Below are 24,423 nucleotides of genomic sequence, written 5' to 3'. Positions count from 1 at the left end.
TGAGCCGGCCGTCCTCGACGACGCCGCCCGGCAGGACCAGTCGGGCGCCCGCCAGTGCGGCGCCCCGCGGCAGAGCCGCCGATTGATTCCGCGCGGCAGTCACGCGGTCACCTCCATTAGTCGGGACTTCAGATCCCCTTGTTCGGATGCGCGAAGCGCCGTGGTCCGGCCGGAGCCGGTGGCCCGCCCGGGAGCCGGCCGCGGGACCCCGCCGCCGGGGGACGCCGTGGACCGGCCCGGGACCTCTCCCACGCGCGGCCTCACGCGCGGTCGGAGGGCGGGGTGACCGAGAGCAGGTCCCAGGCGAGGAGGCCGGCTCCCAGCGAGGCCGCCGTGTCCTTGAGCATGGCCGGTACGACCACGGGGGGCATCTGGAAGGTCAGCCGCTCGGTCACCGCCGCGCGGAGCGGGGTGAAGAGCGTGTCGCCGGCCTCGGCCAGTCCGCCGCCGACGATCACGGTGGACGGGTCGAGCAGGCTCTGCGCCAGCACGATGCCGTCGGCGAGGGCGTCGACGGCGAGCTGCCAGACCTGGCGGGCGCGCTCGTCCCCGGCGTCCACGGCGTCGGCGCAGGCCGCCGCGTCGGCCTGCGGGTCGCCGCTGGCGGCGGCCCAGGCCCGGGAGACGGCGGAGGCCGAGGCGAGGGTCTCCAGGCACCCCCGGGCGCCGCAGCCGCAGGCGGGGCCGCCGGGGCGGACCACCACGTGGCCGATCTCGCCGCCGTAGCCGTGCGCGCCGGCCTCGATCCGTCCGCCGATGCCGATGGCGCCGGCGATGCCGGTGCCGAGCGCGATGAACAGGAAGCGGTCGACCCCGCGGCCGGCGCCGAGCCGGCCCTCGGCCAGCCCGCCGGAGCGGACGTCGTGGCCGAGGGCGACCGGCATGGCGGTGCCGTCCTTCCCGGCCAGGCGCTCGCCGAGGAGCTTGCGCAGCGGTAGGTCGCGCCAACCGAGGTTGGCGGAGAACACCGCGATCCCGTTCTTCTCGTCGAGCGTCCCCGGGACGGCGACGCCCGCGGCGAGGGGGTCGCTGCCGAATCGGCCGCGCCCCTCGTCCGCCAGGTCGGCGGCGAAGTCGAGGATGGCGGTGACCACGGCGTCCGTGCCGTGCTCCCGCCCGGTCGGTCGGCGTGCTTCGAACAGCACGGAGCCGTCCTGGGCGAGCAGCGCGGCCTTCATGCCGGTGCCGCCTACATCGAGTGCGATGACGTGCTTCACGGTGGACAGTTTCCTTGGTCAGGTCGGAGAGGTCTAGTCCAGTTGGGCTATTGGTCAGCCTGTGGACCAGTGAGATTTGTCGCTGTGGGGGTGGCTCGGGTGATTTGTGGCGAGATGCCCGGTCGTCCGGCGTGCCCCTGTGAACCTCTGTGTACCCCCGTGGACACCGTCGAGCCCCCCGTGCCCCCGGCGGGTGCCGCGGCCGCCGGGGAGTCCGTGCGGCCCGGCAGGCCCCCGCGGCGCCGGAATGTGCGAGGCTGGCCCCGCCCGCGTGATCGCGCGCGGTACGGGACGGAGGAGGGGCTGCGGCGCGTGTCCAGGTACGAGCGGTGGAACTCACTGTTGGAGCTGCTGGCCGAGAACGGCCGGCTGGACGTCGAGGAGGCCGCCCAGGCCCTGGACGTCTCGGCCGCCACCATCCGCCGCGACCTGGACGAGCTGGCGCGCCAGCAGATGGTCACCCGGACGCGGGGCGGCGCCGTGGCGCACAACGTCTCCTACGACCTGCCGCTGCGCTACAAGACCGCCCGGCACGCCGGCGCCAAGCAGCGGATCGGCGCGGCCGCCGCGGCCCTGATCGCCCCCGGCGAGGTGGTCGGCCTCAACGGCGGGACGACCACCACCGAGGTGGCCCGGGCCCTGGCGGTGCGGCCCGAACTGGTCGAGCGCGCGGAGGGCGCGCCGGGCCGGCTGCTGACCATCGTCACCAACGCGCTCAACATCGCCAACGAGTTGACGGTGCGTCCGCAGGTGAAGATCGTCGTCACCGGCGGGGTGGCCCGGCCGCAGTCCTACGAGCTGATCGGCCCGCTGGCCAATGCCGTACTCGACGAACTGACCCTCGACGTCACGGTGTTGGGTGTCGACGCGGTCGACCTGGTGCACGGTGCGACGGCCCACCACGAGGGCGAGGCGAGCGTCAACCGCCTGCTGGCCGAGCGGGCCCGCCGGGTGGTGGTGGTCGCCGACTCCTCGAAGCTCGGCCGCCGGGTCTTCGCCCGGATCTGCGGGCTGGACCGGATCTCCACCCTGGTCACCGACACCGAGGTGGACGAGGGCCTGGCCGCGGCCTTCACCGAGGCCGGCGTACAGGTCGTCACGGCCTGAGCCCGGGAGCGACGACAGTCCGAACCCCGAACGGACGGACGGGCGTTCTGTCCAGAATCACCTGATTGCCATTGCGCGTGCTGCAACGTGATCCGGCACTTCGATAACTACCTCTCTGAGGTCTGGACCTGTGGGAGTCCGCTTTGGGAGTGTTACCGCCAATCTCCCCCCAAGAAGGCGGTACATCGCAGTGAACAGGCGTGCCCACGGGTCCTTCCGGCTGATCGGTTCGGCGGTCGTCGGCGCGCTGCTGCTGACCGGCTGTGGCGGGGCCTCGGGCTCCGACGTGACGCTGAAGCTGGTCGCCGCCGACTACGGCGACGACGAGGCGACCAGTTCCAGGCCCTACTGGGAGGACCTGGCCAAGCGCTTCGAGGCGGCCAACCCCAAGATCAAGGTCAAGGTCGAGGTGGTCAGCTGGAACGACATCGACAAGCGGGTCGCCGAGCTGATCAAGAGCGGCTCCTCGCCCGACCTGGTGCAGACCGGCGGCTTCGCCGACCAGGTCGCCGCCAAGCGGCTCTACCCCGCCGCCGACGTGCTCTCGATGGAGACCCAGGCCAACATCAGCGAGGGCTTCGCCCACGCCGGGCAGGTGCTGGGCACCCAGTACGGCATCCCCTTCGTCTCCTCCTCGCGGGTGTTCTTCTACAACAAGACGATCTTCCAGAAGGCGGGCATCACCGCGCCGCCGGCCACCTGGTCGGAACTCAAGGCGGACGCCGACAAGATCAAGGCCAAGGTGCCGGGGGTGACCCCGTACGCCCTGCCGCTCGGGCCCGAGGAGGCCCAGGGCGAGTCGATGATGTGGGCGATGAGCGGCGGCGGCGCGCTCTCCGACGACGTCGGCAACTACAGCATCGACAGCCCGCAGAACCTGGCCACCTTCAGCTGGCTGCGCTCCAACCTGGTCGAGGCGCATCTGACCTACCCCGACCCCGGCACGGTCGACCGCAAGACCGCCTTCAACGACTTCGCGACCGGCAAGGTGGCGATGCTGAACGGCCACCCCTCGCTGCTGGGCAAGGCCACCGCCGCCAAGGTCGACTTCGGTACGGCGGCGATCCCGCGCAAGGACGGCGTGGGCAAGACCGGCACCCTCGGGGTGGCCGACTGGATGATGGCCTTCAAGGCGAACGGTCACAAGCTGGAGATCAAGCAGCTCCTCAACTTCGTGTACGCGAAGGAGAACACGCTGGCGTTCGACGAGAAGTACAACCTGCTGCCGGTCACCCAGGACACGCTGGCGGAGATGAGCAGCAACGGGAAGCACGAGGACCTCAAGCAGTTCCTCGCGGTGCTGCCGAACGCCAGCTTCTACCCGCTCGGCGACCCCGCCTGGGAGCAGGTCAGCAGCAAGATCAAGAAGGAGATCGCGCACGCCGTCACCGGCGACGCCAAGCAGGTGCTGGGCGGCCTCCAGGAGGCGGCGGTCGCGGAGGCCAAGCGGGTCCGCTGACGGTCGCGGCCGGCCCGGGCCCCGGGCCGGCCGCGCGGGCGGGTCAGGCCAGGGTCAGGGCGTACGCCTTGCGGAGCGTCTCGTGCACCGTCCAGGTGGTCCGGTCGCCGGCGTGCAGCACGGCGGCGTCGCCCGGGCCCACCTCCAGCGTCGGGCCGCCCTCGAAGGCGATCGTGGCCCGGCCGCTGAGCACCACGAAGAGCTCGTCGGCCTCGGTGTCGGTGACCACCCCCGGGGTGATCTGCCAGATCCCGCGCAGCTGGCGGCCGTCCTCGGACTCCCAGAGCACCTTCCCGGAGACCTCGGGGGTGCCGGAGACGATCTGGGCGGGGTCGAGCGGGTCGGGTTCGAGCTCGGCGCTCGGGATGTGCACGGCGAAGCTGTCGGTCATGCCCCGACGCTAACCCGGCCGCCCCCGTCGGCGGGGGCGCCACAGTGTGTCGGACCGCCGGGGGAGAATGACACCTCGTAGGGCCCGGCGGGGGCCCGGCCGGACGGATGCGGAGGTGGCGGCGGTGGCCGGACTGGATGCGCGCGACCTGGCCGTGCTGGCCCTGGAGGCCAGGCCCTGGCGGACGGCCGGCGCCAAGGAACGGGCGATCCGCGAGGAGCTCGGCCTCTCGGGCACCCGGTACTACCAGCTGTTGAACGCCCTGCTCGACCGGCCGGAGGCGCTCGCACGGGACCCGCTGCTGGTCAACCGGCTGCGCCGGATCCGGGAACGCAAGCGCGAGGCCCGTTGACCGTCCCCGACGGCCCGCCGGGGGAGTGCCCGCGCGCTGCGCGGTGTGCCGCGCGGGCCCCTGGGTAGGGTCGGGGCATGGCCATCACCGAGTTGCCGGAGCCGGTTACCGCTGCTGGACGCGAGGGGCTGGCGGCGTTGCTCGCCGACCCCGGCGGGGCCGTCGCGGCCTTCGACTTCGACGGGACGCTCGCCCCGATCGTGCCCGACCCCGCCGCGGCCCGGGCCCACCCCGGCGCGGCGCCCGCCCTGGCGGCGCTGGCCGCCGCCGTCGGCTCGGTGGTCGTGGTGACCGGCCGGCCGGCCGCCCTGGCGGTCGAGTACGGCGGCTTCGCACGGGTGCCCGGCCTGGTCGTGCTGGGCCAGTACGGCGTCGAGCGCTGGGACGCGGACAGCGGCGAGGTACGGGCGCCCGGGCCGCACCCCGGCGTCGCGGCGGTCCGCGCGCTGCTGCCGGGCCGGCTGGCGGACGCCGGTGCCCGCCCCGGCACCTGGGTGGAGGACAAGGGCCGGGCGCTGGCCGTGCACACCCGCCGCGCCGACACCCCCGAGGCGGCCCTGGAGCTGCTCCGGCAGCCGCTGGCCGCGCTGGCCGCCGAGCACGGGCTGATGGTGGAGCCCGGCCGGCTGGTGCTGGAGCTGCGCCCGCCGGGCGTGGACAAGGGCGCGGCGCTGAGCGCCTTCCTGCGCGAGCGCGCGGCCCGCTCGGTGCTGTACGCCGGGGACGACCTGGGTGACCTGGCGGCCTTCGCGGCCGTGGAGAAGGGCCGCTCCGAGGGCGTGCCGGGCCTGCTGGTCTGCAGCGGCGCGGTGGGCGACGCGCCGGTGCGTGAGCTCGCCGACCGGGCGGACCTGGTGGTCCCCGGCCCGGCCGGCGTGGTGGAGCTGCTGGAGCTGCTGGTGCGGCGGCTCGGCGGGGGCCTCAGCCCAGCGCGTTGAGCTGGTCGAGGAACCACTGCTGCGGCGGCAGCGCGGTGGCCGCCGCAGCCAGCCGCTTGGTGCGCTCGGTGCGCTCGGCGGTGGGCATGGTGAGGGCGGTGTGCAGGGCCTCGGCGGTGGCGATCACGTCGTACGGGTTGACGGTGACGGCGTCCTCGCCGAGCTCGGCGAAGGCGCCGGCCTCCCGGGAGAGCACCAGCGCGCAGCCCGCGTCGGACACCACCGGCACCTCCTTGGCGACCAGGTTCATGCCGTCCCGGATCGGGTTGACCAGCGCCACGTCGGCCAGCCGGTAGGCCGCCAGCGACCGTGGGAAGTCGTCGTTCACGTGCAGGATCAGCGGCTGCCAGGTGTCGGTGCCGAACTCCTCGTTGATCTCCCCGGCGATCCGCTCGACCGAGGCGGTGTACGCGCGGTACTCGGCCAGGTCGGTCCGCGAGGGGTAGGCGAAGGCGACGTGCACGACCCGGTCCAGCCACTCCGGGCGGGTCCGCAGCAGGTGCCGGTAGGCCAGCAGCCCGCGGACGATGTTCTTGCTCAGCTCGGTGCGGTCCACCCGGACGATCGTGCGGCGCCCGCCCACGGCCGCCCGCAGGGCGGCCAGCCGCTCCTCGACGTCGGGCCGGTGCGAGCGCTCGCGCAGGAAGTCGGCGTCGGCGCCCAGCCCGTGCACGCCCAGCGCGGTGGTGCGGCCCGCGTGCGTGACGGTGAGCGCCTCGCGGTCGACCTCGGCGCCGAGCAGGTCGGCGCAGCAGTCCGCGAAGGCGAGTGCCCAGCGCCGGGTCAGGAAGCCGGCCCGGTCGGCGCCCAGGATGCCGGTCAGCACCGCCTCGGCGACGTCGTCCGGCAGCATCCGGTAGTAGTCCGGCGGGGCCCACGGGGTGTGCGAGAAGTGGCCGATCCGCAGGTCGGGACGGCGGGCCCGGAGCAGCGCGGGCACCAGTGACAGGTGGTAGTCCTGCACCAGCACGGCGGCGCCCGGGGCGGCCTCGGCGGCGAGCGCGTCGGCGAAGGCGGCGTTGTAGGCCTCGTAGGCCTGCCACTCGGTGCGGAAGCCCGCGTCGAAGGCGGGCTCGGTCGGGGTGGCGTAGAGCAGGTGGTGGACGAACCACAGGGTGGAGTTGGCCACCCCGTTGTAGGCCCGGGCGAAGGTCTCCGGGTCGATGTCCAGCATCCGGACGGCCTGTCCGCCGACCTCGTGCCCGGCGCGGTCCAGCCGGCCGTCCGGGGCCTGCCGGGCCGCCTCCCGGTCGGCGTCGCCGAGCGCCGCGCAGACCCAGACCGCGGACGGGTCGTCGATGGCGGAGAGCCCGGAGACCAGGCCGCCGCCGCCCCGGCGCAGGGCCAGGGTGCCGTCCTCCTGGCGGTTGAAGGACACCGGACCGCGGTTGGAGGCCACCAGGACGGGGGCGCTGCCGGTCGGACTCGAACGTGCCGTCGTGAGATCGCCCATGATGGGAACCTTGCCGTGGTCCGGCACCGCCAAACTTCCTAGTACCCGCTGTGACGGCTCACATACTCCGGCACGGTGTGCATCGGCGGCCGCTCCAGCGCGCCGACCGGGTGGGTGCGGGCGGTGAAGCCCGCGCCGGTCCGGGTGAACTGGGTCAGCAGCGGGTGCACCAGGTCGGCGGAGGCCTTGAGCCGGTGGGTGCGGTCCAGCCGCTCCAGGGCGGTGCGGTAGATGGTCGCGGCCATCCGGCCGAGCGCCTGGCTGTCCTGGTGGCGGTGGTGGCGCACGCCCACGTCCACCTGGGCGAGCGCGTCCAGGCCGGCCGTCTCCAGGGCGTCCACCAGCAGCCCGAGCTCCACGCCGTAGCCGGTGGGGAACGGCAGCCGCTCCAGCAGCGAGCGGCGGGCCGCGTACTCCCCGCCGAGCGGCTGGACGAAACCGGCGAGTTCCGGCCAGTGCAGGTTGAGCAGCGGGCGGGCGACCAGTTCGGTGACCCGGCCGCCGCCGACCGGGTCGATGGTGGCGTCCCCGTCGGCCCCCGCCCCCGGCAGCTCGTACGGCCGGTCGTACATCGCCTTGACCAGCTGGATGCCCGGATCGGTCAGCAGCGGGCCGACGATGCCCGAGACGAACGCCGGGTCGAACTCGCGCAGGTCGGCGTCCACGAAGCAGATGATCTCGCCGGAGGTGGCCAGCAGCGAGCGCCAGAGCACCTCGCCCTTGCCGGGCTCGGCGGGCAGCCGGGGGAGTATCGCGTCCCGGTGCACGACCCGCGCGCCGGCCTCGGCGGCCGCCTCGGCGGTGCGGTCCGCCGAGCCGGAGTCGACCACCACCAGTTCGTCGACCAGCGGCAGACGCTCCATCAGCTCCCGGCGGATCACCGAGACGATGGCCCCGACGGTCGACTCCTCGTCCAGGGCGGGCAGCACCACGCTGATCGTCCCGGCCCGGCCGGCCGCCTCCTTGGCGGCGAGCAGGCTGTGCACCGGTCGGTCGGCCGCGCTCCAGGACCGGCGGCGCAGCCAGGACGCCACCTCCGGGAGAAGCGCGGGGGGCAGCTCGGCAGGCACGGCACACTCCTTGCTGGGGCGCCTCGGCGGCGCGGGTCGGGTGGGGCGGTCCGCTCGTTCGGGCATCTCGCGTGGCGGACGGACCGCTTGGCGGTTGACGCCTTCGGATACAGTCTTCGTACAGCGCTTAGACCTTCGCACGCCGGGGTCGCCCGCTGCGCAGGACCACAACTTCACAGAGCTCATCCAGAGGGACTGAGGGAACGGCCCGTCGACGTCCCGGCAACCTTCTCGCACGGCCGTTTCGGCGGCCCTGGCGGGACAGGTGCCAATTCCGTCCTGTGGCGCGCCCGCGTCACGGGGAAGATGAGGAGAGAGGCCTCCGCCATCATGGCTATCACCGCGACCACCGCTTCCGGCGCCGCAGACGTGACCGAATCCGTCGACCTCGGCCCCGCCACCGCACTGTCCTGTCGCGAGTGCGGCACCCGCTTCCCGCTCGGCCCGAGCTTCGCGTGCCTGGAGTGTTTCGGCCCGCTGGAGATCGCGTACGACTTCGGCTCGGCCGGGGCGGAGGAGCTGCGCAAGCGGATCGAGGCCGGCCCGGCGTCGATCTGGCGCTACGCGCCGCTGCTGCCCGTCCCCGCCGACGTCGCCTCCAAGCCCAACCTGAACCCGGGCTGGACCCCGCTGGTGAAGGCCGACAACCTGGGCCGCGAGCTGGGCTTCACCGCCCAGCTGCACGTCAAGGACGACTCGGGCAACCCGACCCACTCCTTCAAGGACCGCGTGGTGGCCTGCGCCATCGAGGCGGCCCGCGCGTTCGGCTTCACCACCCTCTCCTGCTCCTCGACCGGCAACCTGGCCGGCGCGGTGGGCGCGGCGGCGGCCCGGGCCGGCTTCAAGTCCTGCGTGTTCATCCCGCACGACCTGGAGCAGGGCAAGGTCGTCATGGCCGGGGTGTACGGCGGCGAGCTGGTCGGCATCGAGGGCAACTACGACGACGTGAACCGCTTCTGCTCGGAGCTGATCGGCGACCCGGCCGGCGAGGGCTGGGGCTTCGTCAACGTCAACCTGCGGCCGTACTACGGCGAGGGCTCCAAGACCCTGGCGTACGAGATCTGCGAGCAGCTCGGCTGGCGCCTGCCGGAGCAGATCGTGATTCCGATCGCCTCGGGCTCCCAGCTCACCAAGATCGACAAGGGCCTGCAGGAACTGATCAAGCTGGGCCTGGTCGAGGACCGGCCTTACAAGATCTTCGGCGCCCAGGCGGAGGGCTGCTCCCCGGTCTCCGCCGCGTTCAAGGCCGGCCGGGACGTGATCCGCCCGGTCAAGCCGGACACCATCGCCAAGTCGCTGGCCATCGGCAACCCGGCGGACGGCCCGTACGTGCTGGACATCGCCCGCCGTACCGGCGGCGCCGTCGAGGACGTCACCGACGCCGAGGTGGTCGAGGCGATCAAGCTGCTGGCCCGCACCGAGGGCATCTTCGCGGAGACCGCCGGCGGGGTGACCGTCGGCGTGCTCAAGAAGCTGGTCGAGACCGGGCAGCTGGACCCGTCGAAGGAGACCGTGGCGATCAACACCGGCGACGGCCTCAAGACCCTGGACGCGGTGGCCGATGCCGGTCTGACCGCGACCATCCGCCCGACGCTGGAGTCCTTCCGGTCGGCCGGCCTCGCGTCCGCCTGATCCCCCCACCCCGCTAGGAGAGCCACCGCCATGAGCGCCAACGTCCGCATCCCGACCATCCTGCGCACCTACACCGGCGGCGCCGCCGAGGTGGCCGCCGAGGGCGCGACCCTCGCCGAGGTCATCGCCGACCTGGAGAAGAACCACGCCGGCATCGCCGCCCGGGTGCTCGACGACACGGGCAAGCTGCGCCGTTTCGTCAACATCTACGTGAACGACGACGACGTGCGCTTCGCCGAGGGCCTGGCGACCGAGATCAAGGACGGCGCCAGCGTCTCGATCATCCCCGCGGTGGCCGGCGGCTGCTGAGCCCGAACGGCCGCCCCGCCGGCCCGCCCGGGACACCCGGGTGAGGTCCCGCACCCCCGAGCCGCCTTCACGTCCGGAATTCAATTCTCCGGTCGTGGGGGCGGCTCGCCGCGTAGGGGTGGGAATTCGGCCGCCCGCGGCGGAGTAAAGTGTCCGACAGCCGATGACCGGGCCCCCTCCCCCGCCGGCGGATCTCCGCCCCCGTGGGCGCCCCGTACGACCCTGCCAGTCCGGCCGCTGAGACCGGCGCTTGTGTCGTGCCTGTGAAACATGTCAGGCAGGTGTCAGAATTCCTGCTGCGATTTGCGCAATTCGTCCGGTATGCCCGGCATGAAATGCCGAATTTCTCCGCATTCATCCCGGATCGCTCCCCCGCAGGCGCCGTGAATTCCCGGCAGCTGGGCCTGTTGCAGAGGGCGTTGATACGGATACATTCAGCCGCGGTCGACGCATTCACCCGCCCAACGGGCCACCGTCAGGTGGCCCAGGACGGGCAACTGCGGCGTGCACGGCTGCGCTCAGGGGGGGTTCCCCGGGCCGGCCTCGAAACCAGACCCGGGCCCGCGACCTGCGGGATCCGTGAAGGGCCAGCACAGCACTAGGGGAGTTCGGAATGGCTCAGGGCACCGTCAAGTGGTTCAACGCGGAGAAGGGCTACGGCTTCATCGCGGTCGACGGTGGTGCGGACGTGTTCGTCCACTACAGCGCGATCCAGATGGACGGCTACCGCACCCTCGAGGAGGGCCAGCGGGTCGAGTTCGAGATCTCCCAGGGACAGAAGGGCCCGCAGGCGGACATGGTCCGCGCGGCGGTCTGACCTTTCCGGACCCCGGAGCCTCGGCTCGGCCCACGGGCTGGTGATCCGCTTCGACCGACGGGCCCGTACGACTCACGTCGTACGGGCCCGTCGGCATGTCCGGGCCGGGTCGTGCGTACGGGAGGCGTCGGCGGGCGGCCCGGCGGGCGGCGGGTGCCGGCGGCCGGGCCGCGGGCCCGGCGAGGGGGTGCCGCGGGACGGGGGACGCGACCGGCCGGATCCTCGATGGGGCTTGCACTCGCCATGCCGGAGTGCTAATCATTGGCGTTAGCACTCACAGCTTGAGAGTGACAACGGACCGGGTCGGTGAGGCCCCCGGGAGCGGTAGGGGAAAGGACCCCCGCACACCAGGGCCGTCCGTCGCGGGCACCTTCCGGTCCGAGCATTCACCGCCGTCTCGGAGGACCACTTCACATGGCAAAGATCATCGCGTTTGACGAGGAAGCTCGCCGCGGCCTTGAGCGCGGGATGAACCAGCTTGCCGACGCTGTCAAGGTGACGCTCGGCCCCAAGGGCCGCAACGTCGTCCTTGAGAAGAAGTGGGGCGCCCCCACGATCACCAACGACGGCGTCTCCATCGCCAAGGAGATCGAGCTGGAGGACCCGTACGAGAAGATCGGTGCCGAGCTCGTCAAGGAGGTCGCCAAGAAGACGGACGACGTCGCTGGCGACGGCACCACCACCGCCACCGTCCTGGCCCAGGCCCTGGTCAAGGAAGGCCTGCGCAACGTTGCCGCCGGTGCCAACCCGATGGCCCTGAAGCGCGGCATCGAGAAGGCCGTCAAGGCCGTCTCCGACCAGCTGCTCGCCCAGGCCAAGGACGTGGAGACCAAGGAGCAGATCGCCTCCACCGCCTCCATCTCCGCCGCCGACACCCAGATCGGCGAGCTCATCGCCGAGGCGATGGACAAGGTCGGCAAGGAAGGCGTCATCACCGTCGAGGAGAGCAACACCTTCGGTCTGGAGCTTGAGCTCACCGAGGGCATGCGCTTCGACAAGGGCTACATCTCGGCCTACTTCGCCACCGACCTGGAGCGGATGGAGGCCTCCTTCGAGGACCCCTACATCCTGATCGCCAACTCCAAGATCGGCTCGGTCAAGGACCTCCTCCCGCTGCTGGAGAAGGTCATGCAGAGCGGCAAGCCGCTGGTCATCATCGCCGAGGACGTCGAGGGCGAGGCCCTGTCGACCCTGGTCGTGAACAAGATCCGTGGCACCTTCAAGTCCGTCGCCGTCAAGGCCCCGGGCTTCGGTGACCGCCGCAAGGCCATGCTCGGCGACATCGCCATCCTCACCGGTGGCACGGTCATCTCCGAGGAGGTCGGCCTCAAGCTGGAGAACGCCGGCGTCGACCTGCTGGGCACCGCCCGCAAGGTGGTCATCACCAAGGACGAGACCACCATCGTCGACGGTGGCGGCGACAGCGACCAGGTCGCCGGCCGGGTCAACCAGATCCGCGCCGAGATCGAGAACAGCGACTCGGACTACGACCGCGAGAAGCTCCAGGAGCGCCTCGCCAAGCTGGCCGGCGGCGTGGCCGTCATCAAGGCCGGCGCGGCCACCGAGGTGGAGCTCAAGGAGCGCAAGCACCGCATCGAGGACGCCGTCCGCAACGCGAAGGCCGCCGTCGAGGAGGGCATCGTCGCCGGTGGTGGCGTCGCGCTGCTGCAGGCCGGTGTCGCGTTCGACAAGCTGGAGCTGGAGGGCGACGAGGCCACCGGTGCCAACATCGTCCGCGTGGCGCTGGAGGCCCCGATCAAGCAGATCGCGGTCAACGCCGGCCTTGAGGGCGGTGTCGTGGTGGAGAAGGTGCGCAACCTCCCCGCCGGCCACGGCCTGAACGCCGCCACCAACGAGTACGTCGACCTCATCGCCGCGGGCATCATCGACCCGGCGAAGGTCACCCGCTCGGCGCTGCAGAACGCCGCCTCCATCGCGGCGCTCTTCCTCACCACCGAGGCCGTCATCGCCGACAAGCCCGAGAAGGCCGGTGCCCCCGCGGGCGGCGGCATGCCGGGTGGCGACATGGACTTCTGATCCTTCCGAGGGTCAGTCGGTTCTGATCGCGAGGGCGGTCCCCTTCGGGGGGTCGCCCTCGCGGCGTTCCCCGGTGCGGCCGCCGCCCCGGTCGTCCGGCTCCGGCGGGCGGCGGGGCCGGTGGGCCGGTACGGGACAATGGACGGATGTCCAGCCCTGAAATCGAAGCAGCCCTGCACAGCGCGAGGGCGTTGATCCTCGCCGACCTCAGCGCCCGGGACGTGGCGGACGCCGCCGTCGTCTCGCTGGTCGAGGACGCCGTCACCCACCGCCGGTGGTGGCTGGAGCAGTGGCCGGACGGCACCGGGTACGTGCTCGGGCTGGTCGCCCAGGACGTCCAGGACGCGCTGCTGGAGGCCTACGGCCGCTGGCCGCTCTGCCCGTCCTGCGCGCTGGACGGCGATCCGCACGCGCTGAGCGTGGAGCCGGAGCTGGGGCCCGACCCGCACTGGGTCTGCGGCAAGGAGGCCACCGTGGTGGCGCCGGTCGGGCAGCTCGGCTGATCCCGGGCGCCTCCTCCCCGGCGGTTCCTTCCCCGGGCGCCTCCTCCCCGGCGGTTCCTTCCCCGGCCGTGCCCTCCTCGGCGGTGCCCTCCGCGGCCGTGCCCTCCTCGGCGGTGCCCGGGCCGGCCGGCCGCGCCCGCCCGCTGCCGCGCCCGGCCGCTCAGGCCTCCAGCCGCGCGAGCTCCTCCGCCAGGTTCACCCGGGCCGCCGCGTCGAAGCGCTCCAGGGCGGCCGGGGTCCGGTAGAGCGCCGGCAGCGCGAGCAGCCCGCGCAGGATCGCGGCGCGCCCGGCCCGGAAGTCCTCGTCCGGCACGAAGGCGTACTCCTCCCGGACGGCGGCCGCGTAGCCGGCGTACGCCTCGGGCGGGCCGCCGAGCACGGCCAGGTCGGCGTCGCAGAGCACCTCGCCGTCCCGGTCGCCCGGCTCGGGGTGGTGGGTGACGGTGAGCCGGACCAGCCGGGCCACCTCGGCCACCTGCCGCTCGGGCAGCCCGGCCTCGGTCAGCGCCCGGACGGCGAGGGCCGCGCTGCGCTCCTCGTTCTCGGAGCGGTCCGGCTTGTAGACGGCGTCGTGGAACCAGGCCGCCAGCCGCACGGTGTCCGGGTCGTCGGCGTGCCCGGCGAGGGCGTCGATGTGGTCGAGCACGGCCCGCAGGTGCTCGGTGGTGTGGTACCTGCGCTGCGGCTCGGCCCAGCGCCTCAGCAGGTCGCGCCCGTAGGGCTCCGGATCGACGCTCGCGCCGCAGCGGCGCAGCAGGGCGGACCAGCGGTCGGTGAGGGCTTCGGGCGACGGCATGGGGACATTGTGGCGCGCCGGCCGGACGGGCCGTCGGGCGCCCCGGCGGCCGGTGCCCGGGGATCGGGCCGCCCGTCGATTCCTCTGGACGGCATATGCAGTTCACCGATATATATAGACGCATGACAGAACGCTCCATGCAGGAGCCGACGCTGCTTCTGCTCACCGCGCTCGCCGATGCCCCGAGGCACGGCTACGCGCTCATCCAGGAGATCGCCGCGATCTCCGGCGGCCGGGTCCGGATGCGCACCGGCACGCTCTACGGCGCCCTCGACCGGCTGCTCCAGCAGGGCCTGATCAGGGTCGAGAGCGAGGAGGTCGTCGACGGCCGGGCCCGCCGCACCTACGCGCTCGCCGACGCCGGCCGCACCGCGCTCGCCGCCGAGGCCGACCGGCTGCGCGCGGTGGTCGCCGAGGCGGACCGCCGGCTGACCGTCATCCGTCCGAGGATCAAGGGGGCCTTCGCATGACCATCTCCGACACCGCGCTGCGGGCCGCGCTGCGGCTCTACCCGGCCGGCTACCGCCGCGACCGCGGCGAGGAGCTGGCCGCCGTCTTCGCCGACTCCACCGCCGGGGCCGGGCGGGCGGGCGCCCTGCGGGAGGCCTACGACCTGGGGGCCTACGGGCTGCGGCTGCGCACCGGGCTGACCTCGGCCGGGCTGCCCGGCCGGGCGCTGGCCATGGCCGCGCCGTTCGCCGTCGGCGCGGCGGCCGGCCACGCGGGGCTCGTCCTGGTGATCACGGCCTTCGACGGGCTGCCCGACCCCCGGGCCGGCGGCGGGACGTGGCTGCTGCTCGCCCTGCTCTCGATGCTGCCGGTGGTGGCGGTGCTGGGCGTGCTGTCCGGCAGCTGGAAGCCGGCCCGGATGCTGGCGCTGCCGGCCGTCACCGTGGTGCCGGTCGTGGGGGTGCTGGGGTACTGGGCGGCCACCCGGGAGATGCCGAACCTGTCGCTGTTCGCCAGGATGTCGGCCTTCTCGGTGCCGTCCGCGCTCTGGGGGCTCACCGTGCCGTCCGCGCCGGCGGACCTGCTGGGCCGGGTGACCTGGGGCCGGCGCCTGCTCGTCCTGGCGGGATTCCTGTTCGGCGTGGTGCAGAGCGTGCTGCCGGGCCGGACCTACTTCGGGACGGCCGGCGTCCTCGCGCCGCTCCCGCTGCTGGCGGCGGCGGTGGCCGTGGTGGCGTACGTCGGGGTCCGGCGCGGGCAGGTGCTGCCGCTCGCGCTGCTGGTCGCGCTGGCGCCGTCGGCGCTGGGCATCTTCGTCGTCGCGGTGGGCGACGCCCTGGGGACGGGCGGGATCATGCTGCCGTTCGCGCTGGTCGTGGTGGCGGGGGTGGTCGTCGTCCTGCGGCTGACCCGGCCGAAGGCGTCGGAGGTGGGGGGTCTGAGCCGGGCGGCGGAGTAGGGGGACGCTTTCCGGCCCCGGCCCGGCCCGCCCCGGCCCGGCCCGCCCCGGCCCGGCCCGCCCCGGGACGGCCGGGCCGCGGGTGCGCGGTGGGGGCCGGGCGCCCGCGCCGGTGGCGTGGCCGATCCCTCGGCCGTGGGGGCTCGCCGCCGGGCGGGGTGATGTGGCAGGCTACCGATATGTCTAGACCAATCTTCGAAGTCATCGCGCTGACCGCCCAGGATGCCCGGGCCGCCGAAGCCGGCGGAGCCGACCGGCTCGAACTGGTCACGGACATGGCCGCCGACGGGCTGACCCCCTCGGTGGAGGACTTCGCCAAGATCCGCGCCGCCGTGGACCTCCCGCTGCGGGTCATGCTGCGGATCCAGGACGGCTTCGCGCCCGGCGGGCCGGACGAGCTGCTGGCCCGCGCCGCCGAACTGCGCGCCGAAGGGGCGGACGAGTTCGTCTTCGGCTTCCTGGACGCCGACGGCGCCGTCGACCTGGCCGCCACCCGGGCGCTGGCCGAGGCCGTCGCCGGCTGCCGCTGGACCTTCCACCGCGCGCTCGACCACAGCGCGGACCGGGCCGCCGTCAGGGCCGCCGTCGGCGCCCTGCCGGGCCTGGACACCTTCCTCACCTCCGGCGCGCCCGAAGGGGTCGACGCCGGGCGGGAGGTCATCACCGCCGAACTCGCCCGGGCCGGGGAGCCCGGCTACCGGCAGCGGATCCTGATCGGCGGCGGCCTGCGCGCCGAGCACGTGCCCGGCCTGCGGGCGGCCGGCTTCGACGCGTTCCACGTCGGCGGCGCCGTCCGGGTCGGCGGCTGGGACTCCCCGGTGGACCGGGCCAAGGTCGCCGAGTGGCGGGCCCTGATCGACGCCCCGGCCCCGACCGAGGCCTGAGACGCGACCGAGGCCTGAGCCCCGACCGAGGCCTGAGCCCCGACCGAGGCCTGAGCCCCGATCGAGGCCTGAAACAGCGCCCGCACCCCCGTACGCCCGCAGGGCCCGGCGCCACCGGGGAGGGGCGGCCGGCACGTCGGCCGCCCCTCCGGCGTCAGCCCACCGGGGCCGGCACGGCCGCCAGCTGCTCCGGCAGCGGCTGCGCGTGCAGCACCTTCAGGCCGGAGACGGCGCGGGTCAGCGCCACGTACAGCCGCCGCAGGCCGGTCCGCTCGTCCGGCTCGCCGGCCACCACCGCGGCCGGCTCGTCCAGCACCACGTAGTCGTACTCCAGACCCTTGGCCAGCGAGGCGGGGACGAGCGTCAGCCGCGCCTTCGAGGTGGTCTCGGTACCCGGGGTCAGGTGGCCGAGACCGGCCGCGTCCAGCGCCTCGGCCAGGGCCGGGATCCGGGCGTCGGCCGCGATCAGGCCGGTCGATCCCTCGTGGGCGAGCGCCTCGCGGCAGGCCGCGACCACGGCGGCGTCGAGGTCATCCTCGACCCGGTCGATCGTCAGCGAGCCGGGCGCGTCACGCACCGAGGTGGCCGGCGCCAGGCCCGGCGCGATCGCGGGCAGCAGCCGGGAGGCGTACGCGATCACCTCCTCGGGGACGCGGAAGCCCTTGGTGAGCTCCTCGACGTGGGCCCCGGGCTTGCCGAGGTGGTGCAGGGCCTGCGCCCAGTCGGCGGTGGCCCACGGGGTGGTGCCCTGGGCGAGGTCGCCGAGGACGGTGGCCGAGCCGGTGCTGCAGCGGCGCCCGACCGCCCGGTACTGCATGGGGGAGAGGTCCTGGGCCTCGTCCAGCACGACGTGGCCGAGCGAGGCGGTGCGCTGCACCAGGTCGGTCGCCTCGTCGACCAGGACGGCGTCCGCCGGCGTCCAGGGGGCGGTCCTCACCGAACGGCCGGGCTTGGCCCGGAGCACCGCGCGCTGCTCCTCCTCGTCGAGGATGCCGTCCGCGCAGGCGGCCAGGAACTCCGGTTCGTTGAGCAGCCGGTGCACCAGCTTCGCCGGGTCGACCGGCGGCCAGCAGGCCTTCACCACGGCCTTGACCTGGGCGTTCCTGGCCACGGCGTCCTGCACCCGGTCGTCGGGGGCCTCGCCGCCCTGCTCCATCTTCAGCAGCACCGCGTGCGCGATCCGCTGCGGCAGCGCCTCCCGGGCCGCCCCGTACCGGATGTCCCGGGCCTTCAGCTCCTCGACGATCCCGGTCAGCTCGTGCACCGGCACCCGCCAGCGGCGCGAGCCGCGCACCACCACGCAGGGCTCGGTGGGCAGCGCGATCCCGGCGCGGACGGCCCGGCGCAGCACCTCGGCCATCCGGGCGTCGCCCTTCAGCCCGGCCGCCGCCGGGTCGTCCTCGGCGCGCACCTCCACGTGCGCCACCAGCTGCTGCACGGTGGACTGCGCCACCGCCAGCTCGCCGAGCGCCGGGAGCACCTGCTCGATGTAGGAGAGGAAGGCGTCGTTGGGGCCGATCACCAGCGTACCGGTCCGGGCCAGCCGCTCGCGGTGCGCGTACAGCAGGTAGGCGACCCGGTGCAGGCCGACGGCGGTCTTCCCGGTGCCGGGGGCGCCCTGGACGCAGACGGTGCCGCCGACGTCGGCCCGGACGATCTCGTCCTGCTCGGGCTGGATGGTGGCGACGATGTCGCGCATCGGGCCGACGCGCGGCTTCTCGATCTCGGCGGCCAGCAGCGCCGAGGCGGCGTCGGTCTCGGCCGGGTCGGTCAGGTGCTCGTCCTCGTAGGCGGTCAGTTCGCCGCCGGTGTAGCCGAAGCGGCGGCGGCGCTCGACGTCCTGCGGGTCGGCGCGGCTGGCCCGGTAGAAGGGCTGCGAGACGGGCGCCCGCCAGTCGATCACCATCGGGTCGCCGGCCGCGTCGTGCACGTGCCGGCGGCCGATGTAGAAGCTCTCCCCGGTGGCGCCCTCGGCCAGTTCCTCGCTGATCGCGTGCAGGTAGTCCAGGCGGCCGAAGAACAACGGGGTGTGCGCGAGGTCGGCCAGTGCGGCGATCCTGGCCTCGATCTGCTTGTTCAGCACGATGGCGGTGACCCAGGTGCCGGTCACGTCGGTGGTGTCCAGCGATTCGACGTCCTCGCGCATCACGCGCAGGGCGGCGCGGGAGGAGGCGAGGTGGTCGCGCTCGCGCTGGAGGGGGTCGGTGGAGGGGGTGGCGGGCACAGCGGACCTTCCCGGCTGACCCGTAGGGGGCAGCGGACTCGTCAAGCGCACGTGAGGGGACAGCCGGCCGGTTACCAAGCGGCAGGCGCCTCCCCCGGCTGCCTGCGCGAGTCGGCGGGCACCACGGTTCGGGAGGGGGCAGACGAAGAATCCTAGACCCGTCCGGCCCAGGGCGCTAACCGGATGAACCCCGGTCGTCCCTGAGATCCGCGTACACCTGGAGGACGACCGAAGTCCTGCCGGAGAGGGCCTTCCGGGTGATGCGCCGGGGGTGTCCGAAAACCTACCGTTGATGGCATGAGCACCGTTCACGGAACGGCGCCCCGGGCAGCGGCCAAGGCCCCCCGGGCGCGCACACCCAGAAGCAACAGGACCGCCCCCGGCGGCGCCACCGCGGCCGGGCCCGGCCGCCGCCGCAACCCGCTGGCGCGGGCCGTGCGCAACGTCGGCATCGCGCTCGACACCGTCGCCCGGGTGACGCTGCTCGGCCGCGACGGCGTCCGGTACTGAACCCCGCCCGTCCCGGGCGGCGCCACCGCGGGCCGGCCCGGCCGTCCGCTACAGCACGTCGTCCGCGTCGATGATCCGGTACGCGTAGCCCTGCTCGGCCAGGAAGCGCTGCCGGTGGGCGGCGAAGTCCTGGTCCACGGTGTCCCGGGCCACCACCGAGTAGAAGTGGGCCGAGTGCCCGTCCGCCTTCGGCCGCAGGACGCGCCCGAGCCGCTGGGCCTCCTCCTGGCGGGAGCCGAAGGTCCCGGAGACCTGGATGGCGACGGTCGCCTCCGGCAGGTCGATCGAGAAGTTGGCGACCTTCGAGACCACCAGGACGCTGATCTCCTTGGTCCGGAAGGCCTCGAAGAGCTTCTCCCGCTGGGCGTTGCTGGTCTCGCCCTTGATGACCGGGGCGTCCAGCACCTCGCCCAGCTCGTCCAGCTGGTCGATGTACTGGCCGATGATCAGCGTCTGGTCCTTCTCGTGCTTCTTGACCAGCGCCTCCACCACCCGCCGCTTGGTCGCGGTGGTGGCGCAGAACCGGTACCGCTCCTCCGGCTCGGCGGTGGCGTAGGACAGCCGCTCGGAGTCGGTCAGCGTGACCCGGACCTCGCAGCAGTCGGCGGGCGCGATGTAGCCCTGCGCCTCGATCTCCTTCCACGGCGCGTCGAACCGCTTCGGGCCGATCAGCGAGAACACGTCGCCCTCGCGGCCGTCCTCGCGCACCAGGGTCGCGGTCAGGCCGAGCCGGCGGCGGGCCTGGAGGTCGGCGGTGAACTTGAAGACCGGCGCGGGCAGCAGGTGCACCTCGTCGTAGACGACCAGGCCCCAGTTGCGGGCGTCGAACAGCTCCAGGTGCGCGTAGGTGCCCTTCCGCTTGGTCGTCATCACCTGGTACGTGGCGATGGTGACCGGGCGGATCTCCTTGCGGGTGCCGCTGTACTCGCCGATCTCGTCCTCGGTCAGCGTGGTCCGCTTGACCAGCTCGTGCTTCCACTGGCGGGCCGAGACGGTGTTGGTGACCAGGATCAGCGTGGTCGACTTGGCCTCGGCCATCGCCGCCGCGCCCACCAGCGTCTTGCCGGCGCCGCAGGGCAGCACGACCACGCCGGAGCCGCCGTGCCAGAAGCCCTCGACGGCCTGCTGCTGGTACGGGCGCAGCGTCCAGCCGTCCTGCTCCAGCTCGATCGGGTGCGCCTCGCCGTCCACGTACCCGGCGAAGTCCTCGGCCGGCCAGCCGAGCTTGAGCAGCACCTGCTTGATCTGGCCGCGTTCGGAGGGGTGCACCACCACGGTGTCCGGGTCGACCCGGGCGCCCACCAGCGGAATGATCTTCTTCGAGCGCAGCACCTCCTCCAGCACCGGGCGGTCGGTGGTGGTGAGCACCAGGCCGTGGGTGGGGTGCTTGCTGAGCTTCAGCCGCCCGTAGCGGGCCATGGTGTCGGCGATGTCCACCAGCAGCGCGTGCGGCACCGGGTAGCGGGAGTAGTTCACCAGGGCGTCGACGACCTGCTCGGCGTCGTGCCCGGCGGCGCGCGCGTTCCACAGGCCGAGCGGGGTGACCCGGTAGGTGTGCACGTGCTCGGGCGCGCGCTCCAGCTCGGCGAAGGGGGCGATCACCCGGCGGCAGTCGGCGGCCTTGGGGTGGTCGATCTCCAGCAGAAGCGTTTTGTCACTTTGGACGATCAGCGGTCCGTCGTTCACGCGGGGAGGCCCTCCGTCGGTTCGGCTGCTCCGGCCGGTTCGGTGCAGACCCTCCAGTGTCGCGCACTCCGGTGAATGCCCGCCCCGCCGGTGACCTCCGACCCGTCGGGGTCGTTGGGCAGCGCATGAACACGTCCAAGCGCGCCCTCCTCGCCCTCACCCTCGCCGGTGCCGCCCTCTCCGCCGCCGCCGGCTCCGCCCACGCCGTCGACGAGCAGCAGGCCTCCGAGCTGAGCAAGTCCGCGATGCCGGACATCAGCAAGGCCGGCGGGCCGCTGGGCCAGGTCGGCTCCGGTGCCGCGCTCACCATGGCCGGCCTGCTCGGCGGAGTGCCGGTGGGCCCCGACTCGATCGGCAAGCTGGCCGACGGGGCGATGAAGGCCAAGGGCTGATCCACCGGGTGGGCCGGGGCCCGTCCCGGTGGGACGGGCCGGGGGTTACTTCCACTCCCAGAACTTGGCGGTGCCCTTCCCGCTGCCGTCGGTGTCGTACTCGAACACGCCGACGGCGGAGTTGAGCCGGGCGAAGCGCTCCGACGAGGTGTCGAAGAAGATCGCGCCCCGCCAGCTCATCGCGCCCGGCGCGGTGCCGGTGAACCGGCCGATGCCGTTGCCGTGCCAGACCACCACGTCCCCGTCGGCGGTCATGGTCACGCCCTGGCCCTCGCCGACCAGGACGCCGTGGGCGTCCATGGTGGACTCGTAGGTGGCGATCTCGGTGGTCGCGACGCCCAGGAGTTCCCCTTCGGCCTCGTACGAGACCTCGACGTCGCCGCCGGGGAGGACCCGCTTCGCGGTCTCCCGGCTCTGCTGCTCGCCCAACTGTTCGCCGAGCATGATGACTCCCTTCCCGGATCCCCCCGGTACCCCGTCCTTCCGGACTACGCCGGGGCGGGGGCGGCGTCAAACGGGGGAGTCCCGGCTGGCCGCGGGCAGGCGGGCGGGCCGGGCGGCGCACCGGTGGACGGGCCGACGGGCCGGCTCAGGCGTTGTCGTCCAGCTCGGCGACCCCGGTGATCCGGTGCAGGGCGAAGGTCCGCAGCTCGTCCGAGTGGTGGTCGAAGGCCGTGACGAAGCCGCCCTCCACCTTCACCGGGTCGATCACCCGCTGGGAGGCCAGGCCCTCGGCGTTGATGTAGCCGATCCACATCCGCTCGCCGAGCAGCACCGCCGTCTGCAGCGCGGCCAGCGTGTCCGCCGCCTGCGAGCGGGGCAGCTGCCGGGTGTCGGTGCGGGCCGGGCCGTTCTGGTGCGGGGTGGCGGCCGGGCCGGTGACGGTCTCCCGGCGGACGGCGGTGGCGGCCCGGTCGCCGGCCCGGACGGCCTTGACCGCCGCACCGAGCAGCGCGTCGTCCGGGACGGGCGGGCCGTCCGGCACGGGGGTGGGCGCGGTGCGCGGCGGGGTGCGGTGGCTGCCCGGGCGGGAGATCAGCACGTCGCCCTCGGCCGACTCGGCGGCCGGCGCGTAGCCCATCCCGCGCAGGGCGGTCAGCAGGGCCTCGGGGCCCGCCTGGGCGGCCAGCACGGTGGGTGCCAGCAGCCGCAGCCGCAGGTCGGCGGAGCGGCGGTCGGCCAGCACCTCGGCGAGCAGCGCCGGGTCGTCGCAGCGCAGGTACGAGGAGGCGGCGCCGACCCGCAGCACGCCGTGCCGGCGGGCCACGTCGTCGACCAGGTAGCTGAGCGGCTGCGGGACGGGCGTCCGGGAGTGCTGCTCCAGGAAGGCGTGCAGGTCGGCGGCGCTGCGGCCGGCGTCCAGGGCCCGCCGGACGGACTCGGTGGTGAAGCGGTAGACCGTCGCGCCGCCCTTGGACTCCACGTCGGCGCAGAGGGCGAGGGCCTGGGCGAGCGGGGTGAGCAGCGGGCCCGGGGCGATGGCGGTGAGGTCCGGCTGGAGGATCACGTGGTCCAGCGGCCGGGGGAGCAGCGGCGCCAGCACGGCGGCCGCGTCCCGGCCCTCCAGCAGGGCGCGGGCCTGCGAGGACAGGGCGCCGCGGCCGGTGACGCCGAGCTGCTCGGCCTCGGTGAGGGTCCAGTCGGTGAGTTCGTCGCGCAGGTCGCGGCCCTCGGCGGTGGCGGGGCCGCCGCGCAGCGGGCGGTGCCAGCGCATGGCGGGGAGCAGGCCCTCGGCGGTGGCGGTGGAGCCCGGCGGCAGGCCGGCCAGTGCGGTGAGGGCGGCGCGGCGCACGGTCGGCGCGAGCGTGCGGTCGAGTTCGGGGCCGAGCGCGGCCCGGGCCTTGCCCTTGCCGTCCGGGGTGCCGGTGAGGGCGGCGACCCGGGTGCCGGCCAGCCAGGTGCGGGCGAGCAGGGCCCAGCGGTCCGCGGTGGGCTGCTGGAGCCAGGTGTCGAAGGCGGGGGTGGGGGCCCAGCGCTCGTCGGCCTCGCCGTTGGGGGCCAGCAGTCCGGCGCCGTAGGCGAGTTCCAGCCAGAACGCGGTGACCGGCTCGCTGCTGTCGAGGGCCTGGGCGGCGCGCTTGAGGTCGCGGACCCCGACGCCGCCGGCCCGCAGGGTGGCGGGCGGTTGCAGGCCCCAGAGGTCCAGCAGCTCCTCGACGGTGGTCACGGCGGTGTGGGCCTGGCCGGCCGCCGCGCTGTCCACAGCCTGTGGATCGCGGACGGCGGGCCCGGCGAGCGCCGCCGGCGGGACGGGCTCCACGCTGCGGTGGCTGCGGCCGCCGCGCAGGTGCAGGGCCAGTTCGCGGGGCAGCACCACGCTGCCGGGCGAGGAGGGCAGCAGCAGGCCGCGGGCGATCAGCCACTCGACCGGGCTGCGGGCGTCCTCGGCGGTGACCGGCCGGGTGGCGTCCGGGACGGTGCCGTTGGGCGGCCCCCAGACCAGCCGGTCCAGCAGGCGCAGCGAGGCCTCCGGCGCCTGGTCGAGCAGCGCGGCGCAGCGCTTGCGGTCGGCCAGCAGGGCGGCCAGTGCGGCCACGGCGGTGACCGGGTCGGGGGTGGGCGGCAGGCCGGCCGAGGCCAGCAGCTGCTGGAGCCGGGCCGGCGACATGCCGACGGTGGCCTCGGCGAGGGTCGGCCCGAGGCCGGTGCGGCCGGGGTTGGCGGCGCTGGGCGCGAGCGCCTCGCGGGCGGCGATCACCAGGTGCAGCGCGGTGTCCGGGCCCCAGAGCAGGGCGCGTTCGCGCAGGGTGGCCAGGGCGCCGGGGAGGGCTTCGGCGACGGCGGCGCGGTCGGCCGGGCCGAGCGGGGTGGCGCCGGGGTGGGGCTTGACCCGGGCCGGGCCGCTGAGCAGGTTCCGTACGGCGGTGAGCGGGCTGCCGTCGGGGAGGGCGGCCAGCGCCTCGGCGGTCTGCAGGGTGAAGCGGTCCAGGCGCTCCAGGGCGCGCAGGGCGGAGGCCCGGGAGGAGAGCCGGGCGGCGAGCTGGGTGAGGTCGCCCGGCACCGGGTTGAGCAGGTCGGGACGGGACCGGAGCAGGGCGGTCAGGGCCGTGTCGGGCCGGCTGCGGAGCTCCTCGGCGAGGGTGCGCGGGCCTGCGGCGGCGGCTCCGGGGCGTTGCTCGCCCTGCTGTGCGGTCATCCGGCCTAGGTTAGTCGGCTTCGGGCGGGGGTGGCGGCGCCGGGAGCGCGGGGAACCGTGGGTGGTGGTGGGCGGCGCCGGGTGGGTAGCGTCGCGGACGGC

23 protein-coding genes and 1 riboswitch are annotated in these 24,423 nt (G+C 74.1%); of the genes, 14 read left to right on the top strand and 9 right to left on the bottom strand.

Annotated features, from left to right (window positions below):
• Positions 1–260 precede the first annotated feature (260 nt).
• Positions 261–1,217: an ROK family protein gene (locus IE329_RS22795; protein ID WP_190212809.1), complete on the bottom strand. Its 957-nt coding sequence runs from the start codon at positions 1,215–1,217 to the stop codon at positions 261–263.
• Positions 1,218–1,529: 312 nt separating this feature from the next.
• Between IE329_RS22795 and IE329_RS22790 the strand changes: the two genes are divergently transcribed.
• A complete protein-coding gene (locus IE329_RS22790; RefSeq protein WP_190212808.1) occupies positions 1,530–2,324 on the top strand; it encodes a DeoR/GlpR family DNA-binding transcription regulator in 795 nt (264 codons plus the stop codon).
• A gap of 190 nt (positions 2,325–2,514) precedes the next feature.
• Positions 2,515–3,783, top strand: a complete 1,269-nt coding sequence (locus tag IE329_RS22785) for an extracellular solute-binding protein (RefSeq protein WP_190212807.1) — start codon at positions 2,515–2,517, stop codon at positions 3,781–3,783.
• Positions 3,784–3,826: 43 nt separating this feature from the next.
• On the opposite strand, the gene IE329_RS22780 is transcribed toward IE329_RS22785, so the two are convergent.
• Positions 3,827–4,174 carry a cupin domain-containing protein gene (locus IE329_RS22780; protein ID WP_073924014.1) on the bottom strand — a complete coding sequence of 116 codons (348 nt, stop codon included), beginning with the start codon at positions 4,172–4,174 and terminating at the stop codon, positions 3,827–3,829.
• A gap of 124 nt (positions 4,175–4,298) precedes the next feature.
• On the opposite strand from IE329_RS22780, the gene IE329_RS22775 reads away from it, so the two are divergent.
• Entirely contained in the window at positions 4,299–4,526 is a 228-nt protein-coding gene (locus tag IE329_RS22775) for a DUF3263 domain-containing protein (RefSeq protein ID WP_229927673.1), read from the top strand.
• Between the two features lie 77 nt (positions 4,527–4,603).
• Positions 4,604–5,464, top strand: a complete 861-nt coding sequence (gene otsB / locus IE329_RS22770) for a trehalose-phosphatase (RefSeq protein WP_190212805.1) — start codon at positions 4,604–4,606, stop codon at positions 5,462–5,464.
• Here otsB and IE329_RS22765 read toward each other — a convergent pair.
• On the bottom strand, positions 5,448–6,917 hold the full coding sequence (locus IE329_RS22765) for an alpha,alpha-trehalose-phosphate synthase (UDP-forming) (RefSeq protein ID WP_190212804.1): 1,470 nt from the start codon (positions 6,915–6,917) through the stop codon (positions 5,448–5,450). The two genes, otsB and IE329_RS22765, sit on opposite strands and share 17 nt — an antisense overlap.
• Positions 6,918–6,955: 38 nt before the next feature.
• Positions 6,956–7,987 carry a glucosyl-3-phosphoglycerate synthase gene (locus tag IE329_RS22760; protein ID WP_229927672.1) on the bottom strand — a complete coding sequence of 344 codons (1,032 nt, stop codon included), beginning with the start codon at positions 7,985–7,987 and terminating at the stop codon, positions 6,956–6,958.
• Positions 7,988–8,166: 179 nt separating this feature from the next.
• Positions 8,167–8,300: riboswitch (SAM riboswitch) on the top strand.
• Positions 8,301–8,317: 17 nt separating this feature from the next.
• Here IE329_RS22760 and thrC point away from each other — a divergent pair.
• From thrC to IE329_RS22735, 5 genes are all read left to right on the top strand, one after another.
• A complete protein-coding gene (gene thrC / locus IE329_RS22755; protein ID WP_190212802.1) occupies positions 8,318–9,619 on the top strand; it encodes a threonine synthase in 1,302 nt (433 codons plus the stop codon).
• A gap of 30 nt (positions 9,620–9,649) precedes the next feature.
• Positions 9,650–9,928: a MoaD/ThiS family protein gene (locus IE329_RS22750; RefSeq protein WP_073924017.1), complete on the top strand. Its 279-nt coding sequence runs from the start codon at positions 9,650–9,652 to the stop codon at positions 9,926–9,928.
• A gap of 613 nt (positions 9,929–10,541) precedes the next feature.
• Positions 10,542–10,745 carry a cold-shock protein gene (locus IE329_RS22745; protein ID WP_030289665.1) on the top strand — a complete coding sequence of 68 codons (204 nt, stop codon included), beginning with the start codon at positions 10,542–10,544 and terminating at the stop codon, positions 10,743–10,745.
• A 414-nt stretch (positions 10,746–11,159) separates the two neighbouring features.
• On the top strand, positions 11,160–12,782 hold the full coding sequence (gene groL / locus IE329_RS22740) for a chaperonin GroEL (RefSeq protein WP_073924018.1): 1,623 nt from the start codon (positions 11,160–11,162) through the stop codon (positions 12,780–12,782).
• 146 nt (positions 12,783–12,928) lie between these two features.
• Positions 12,929–13,285 (top strand): hypothetical protein, encoded by a 357-nt coding sequence (locus IE329_RS22735; protein ID WP_190212801.1) that lies wholly within the window; start codon positions 12,929–12,931, stop codon positions 13,283–13,285.
• A gap of 160 nt (positions 13,286–13,445) precedes the next feature.
• On the opposite strand, the gene IE329_RS22730 is transcribed toward IE329_RS22735, so the two are convergent.
• On the bottom strand, positions 13,446–14,081 hold the full coding sequence (locus IE329_RS22730; RefSeq protein ID WP_190212800.1) for an HD domain-containing protein: 636 nt from the start codon (positions 14,079–14,081) through the stop codon (positions 13,446–13,448).
• 122 nt (positions 14,082–14,203) lie between these two features.
• On the opposite strand from IE329_RS22730, the gene IE329_RS22725 reads away from it, so the two are divergent.
• The 3 genes from IE329_RS22725 to IE329_RS22715 all read left to right on the top strand — a co-directional run bounded on the left by IE329_RS22725 (position 14,204) and on the right by IE329_RS22715 (position 16,373).
• The gene (locus IE329_RS22725; protein WP_190212799.1) at positions 14,204–14,551 is read left to right on the top strand and encodes a PadR family transcriptional regulator; all 348 of its coding nucleotides are present in this window, start codon (positions 14,204–14,206) and stop codon (positions 14,549–14,551) included.
• A complete protein-coding gene (locus tag IE329_RS22720) occupies positions 14,548–15,489 on the top strand; it encodes a hypothetical protein (RefSeq protein WP_190212798.1) in 942 nt (313 codons plus the stop codon). The genes IE329_RS22725 and IE329_RS22720 overlap by 4 nt, the downstream gene beginning before the upstream one ends.
• A gap of 179 nt (positions 15,490–15,668) precedes the next feature.
• The gene (locus IE329_RS22715) at positions 15,669–16,373 is read left to right on the top strand and encodes a copper homeostasis protein CutC (protein WP_190212797.1); all 705 of its coding nucleotides are present in this window, start codon (positions 15,669–15,671) and stop codon (positions 16,371–16,373) included.
• Between the two features lie 154 nt (positions 16,374–16,527).
• Here the strand turns inward: IE329_RS22715 and IE329_RS22710 are convergent, their stop codons facing one another.
• Positions 16,528–18,597 carry a HelD family protein gene (locus IE329_RS22710; protein ID WP_229927671.1) on the bottom strand — a complete coding sequence of 690 codons (2,070 nt, stop codon included), beginning with the start codon at positions 18,595–18,597 and terminating at the stop codon, positions 16,528–16,530.
• 297 nt (positions 18,598–18,894) lie between these two features.
• Between IE329_RS22710 and IE329_RS22705 the strand changes: the two genes are divergently transcribed.
• Positions 18,895–19,107, top strand: a complete 213-nt coding sequence (locus IE329_RS22705) for a hypothetical protein (protein WP_190212795.1) — start codon at positions 18,895–18,897, stop codon at positions 19,105–19,107.
• A 48-nt stretch (positions 19,108–19,155) separates the two neighbouring features.
• On the opposite strand, the gene IE329_RS22700 is transcribed toward IE329_RS22705, so the two are convergent.
• Positions 19,156–20,793 (bottom strand): DNA repair helicase XPB, encoded by a 1,638-nt coding sequence (locus IE329_RS22700; RefSeq protein ID WP_190212794.1) that lies wholly within the window; start codon positions 20,791–20,793, stop codon positions 19,156–19,158.
• A 125-nt stretch (positions 20,794–20,918) separates the two neighbouring features.
• Between IE329_RS22700 and IE329_RS22695 the strand changes: the two genes are divergently transcribed.
• Complete coding sequence (locus IE329_RS22695; protein ID WP_073924028.1) at positions 20,919–21,185, top strand: hypothetical protein; 267 nt, start codon at positions 20,919–20,921, stop codon at positions 21,183–21,185.
• A 45-nt stretch (positions 21,186–21,230) separates the two neighbouring features.
• Here IE329_RS22695 and IE329_RS22690 read toward each other — a convergent pair whose 3' ends face one another.
• Both IE329_RS22690 and IE329_RS22685 read right to left on the bottom strand, forming a co-directional pair.
• Positions 21,231–21,629, bottom strand: a complete 399-nt coding sequence (locus IE329_RS22690) for a hypothetical protein (protein WP_190212793.1) — start codon at positions 21,627–21,629, stop codon at positions 21,231–21,233.
• Between the two features lie 145 nt (positions 21,630–21,774).
• Positions 21,775–24,321 carry a helicase C-terminal domain-containing protein gene (locus IE329_RS22685; RefSeq protein WP_229927670.1) on the bottom strand — a complete coding sequence of 849 codons (2,547 nt, stop codon included), beginning with the start codon at positions 24,319–24,321 and terminating at the stop codon, positions 21,775–21,777.
• Positions 24,322–24,423 lie beyond the last annotated feature (102 nt).

It is taken from the genome of Kitasatospora indigofera (genome assembly GCF_014655955.1).
Classification (GTDB): domain Bacteria; phylum Actinomycetota; class Actinomycetes; order Streptomycetales; family Streptomycetaceae; genus Kitasatospora; species Kitasatospora indigofera.
The sequence above is the reverse complement of the archived record's forward strand: the minus strand, read 5'-3'. Positions and strand labels throughout refer to the sequence as shown.

What these genes read in the sequence shown, in the direction of transcription:
- IE329_RS22715 (WP_190212797.1), top strand. Translation starts at nt 15,669, where the DNA reads ATGTCTAGACCAATCTTCGAAGTCATCGCGCTGACCGCCCAGGATGCC.
- otsB (WP_190212805.1), top strand. Translation starts at nt 4,604, where the DNA reads ATGGCCATCACCGAGTTGCCGGAGCCGGTTACCGCTGCTGGACGCGAG.
- IE329_RS22690 (WP_190212793.1), bottom strand. Translation starts at nt 21,629, where the DNA reads ATGCTCGGCGAACAGTTGGGCGAGCAGCAGAGCCGGGAGACCGCGAAG.
- IE329_RS22695 (WP_073924028.1), top strand. Translation starts at nt 20,919, where the DNA reads ATGAACACGTCCAAGCGCGCCCTCCTCGCCCTCACCCTCGCCGGTGCC.
- IE329_RS22735 (WP_190212801.1), top strand. Translation starts at nt 12,929, where the DNA reads ATGTCCAGCCCTGAAATCGAAGCAGCCCTGCACAGCGCGAGGGCGTTG.
- IE329_RS22765 (WP_190212804.1), bottom strand. Translation starts at nt 6,917, where the DNA reads ATGGGCGATCTCACGACGGCACGTTCGAGTCCGACCGGCAGCGCCCCC.
- IE329_RS22780 (WP_073924014.1), bottom strand. Translation starts at nt 4,174, where the DNA reads ATGACCGACAGCTTCGCCGTGCACATCCCGAGCGCCGAGCTCGAACCC.
- IE329_RS22725 (WP_190212799.1), top strand. Translation starts at nt 14,204, where the DNA reads ATGACAGAACGCTCCATGCAGGAGCCGACGCTGCTTCTGCTCACCGCG.
- IE329_RS22705 (WP_190212795.1), top strand. Translation starts at nt 18,895, where the DNA reads ATGAGCACCGTTCACGGAACGGCGCCCCGGGCAGCGGCCAAGGCCCCC.
- IE329_RS22745 (WP_030289665.1), top strand. Translation starts at nt 10,542, where the DNA reads ATGGCTCAGGGCACCGTCAAGTGGTTCAACGCGGAGAAGGGCTACGGC.
- groL (WP_073924018.1), top strand. Translation starts at nt 11,160, where the DNA reads ATGGCAAAGATCATCGCGTTTGACGAGGAAGCTCGCCGCGGCCTTGAG.
- IE329_RS22730 (WP_190212800.1), bottom strand. Translation starts at nt 14,081, where the DNA reads ATGCCGTCGCCCGAAGCCCTCACCGACCGCTGGTCCGCCCTGCTGCGC.
- IE329_RS22750 (WP_073924017.1), top strand. Translation starts at nt 9,650, where the DNA reads ATGAGCGCCAACGTCCGCATCCCGACCATCCTGCGCACCTACACCGGC.
- IE329_RS22720 (WP_190212798.1), top strand. Translation starts at nt 14,548, where the DNA reads ATGACCATCTCCGACACCGCGCTGCGGGCCGCGCTGCGGCTCTACCCG.
- thrC (WP_190212802.1), top strand. Translation starts at nt 8,318, where the DNA reads ATGGCTATCACCGCGACCACCGCTTCCGGCGCCGCAGACGTGACCGAA.
- IE329_RS22685 (WP_229927670.1), bottom strand. Translation starts at nt 24,321, where the DNA reads ATGACCGCACAGCAGGGCGAGCAACGCCCCGGAGCCGCCGCCGCAGGC.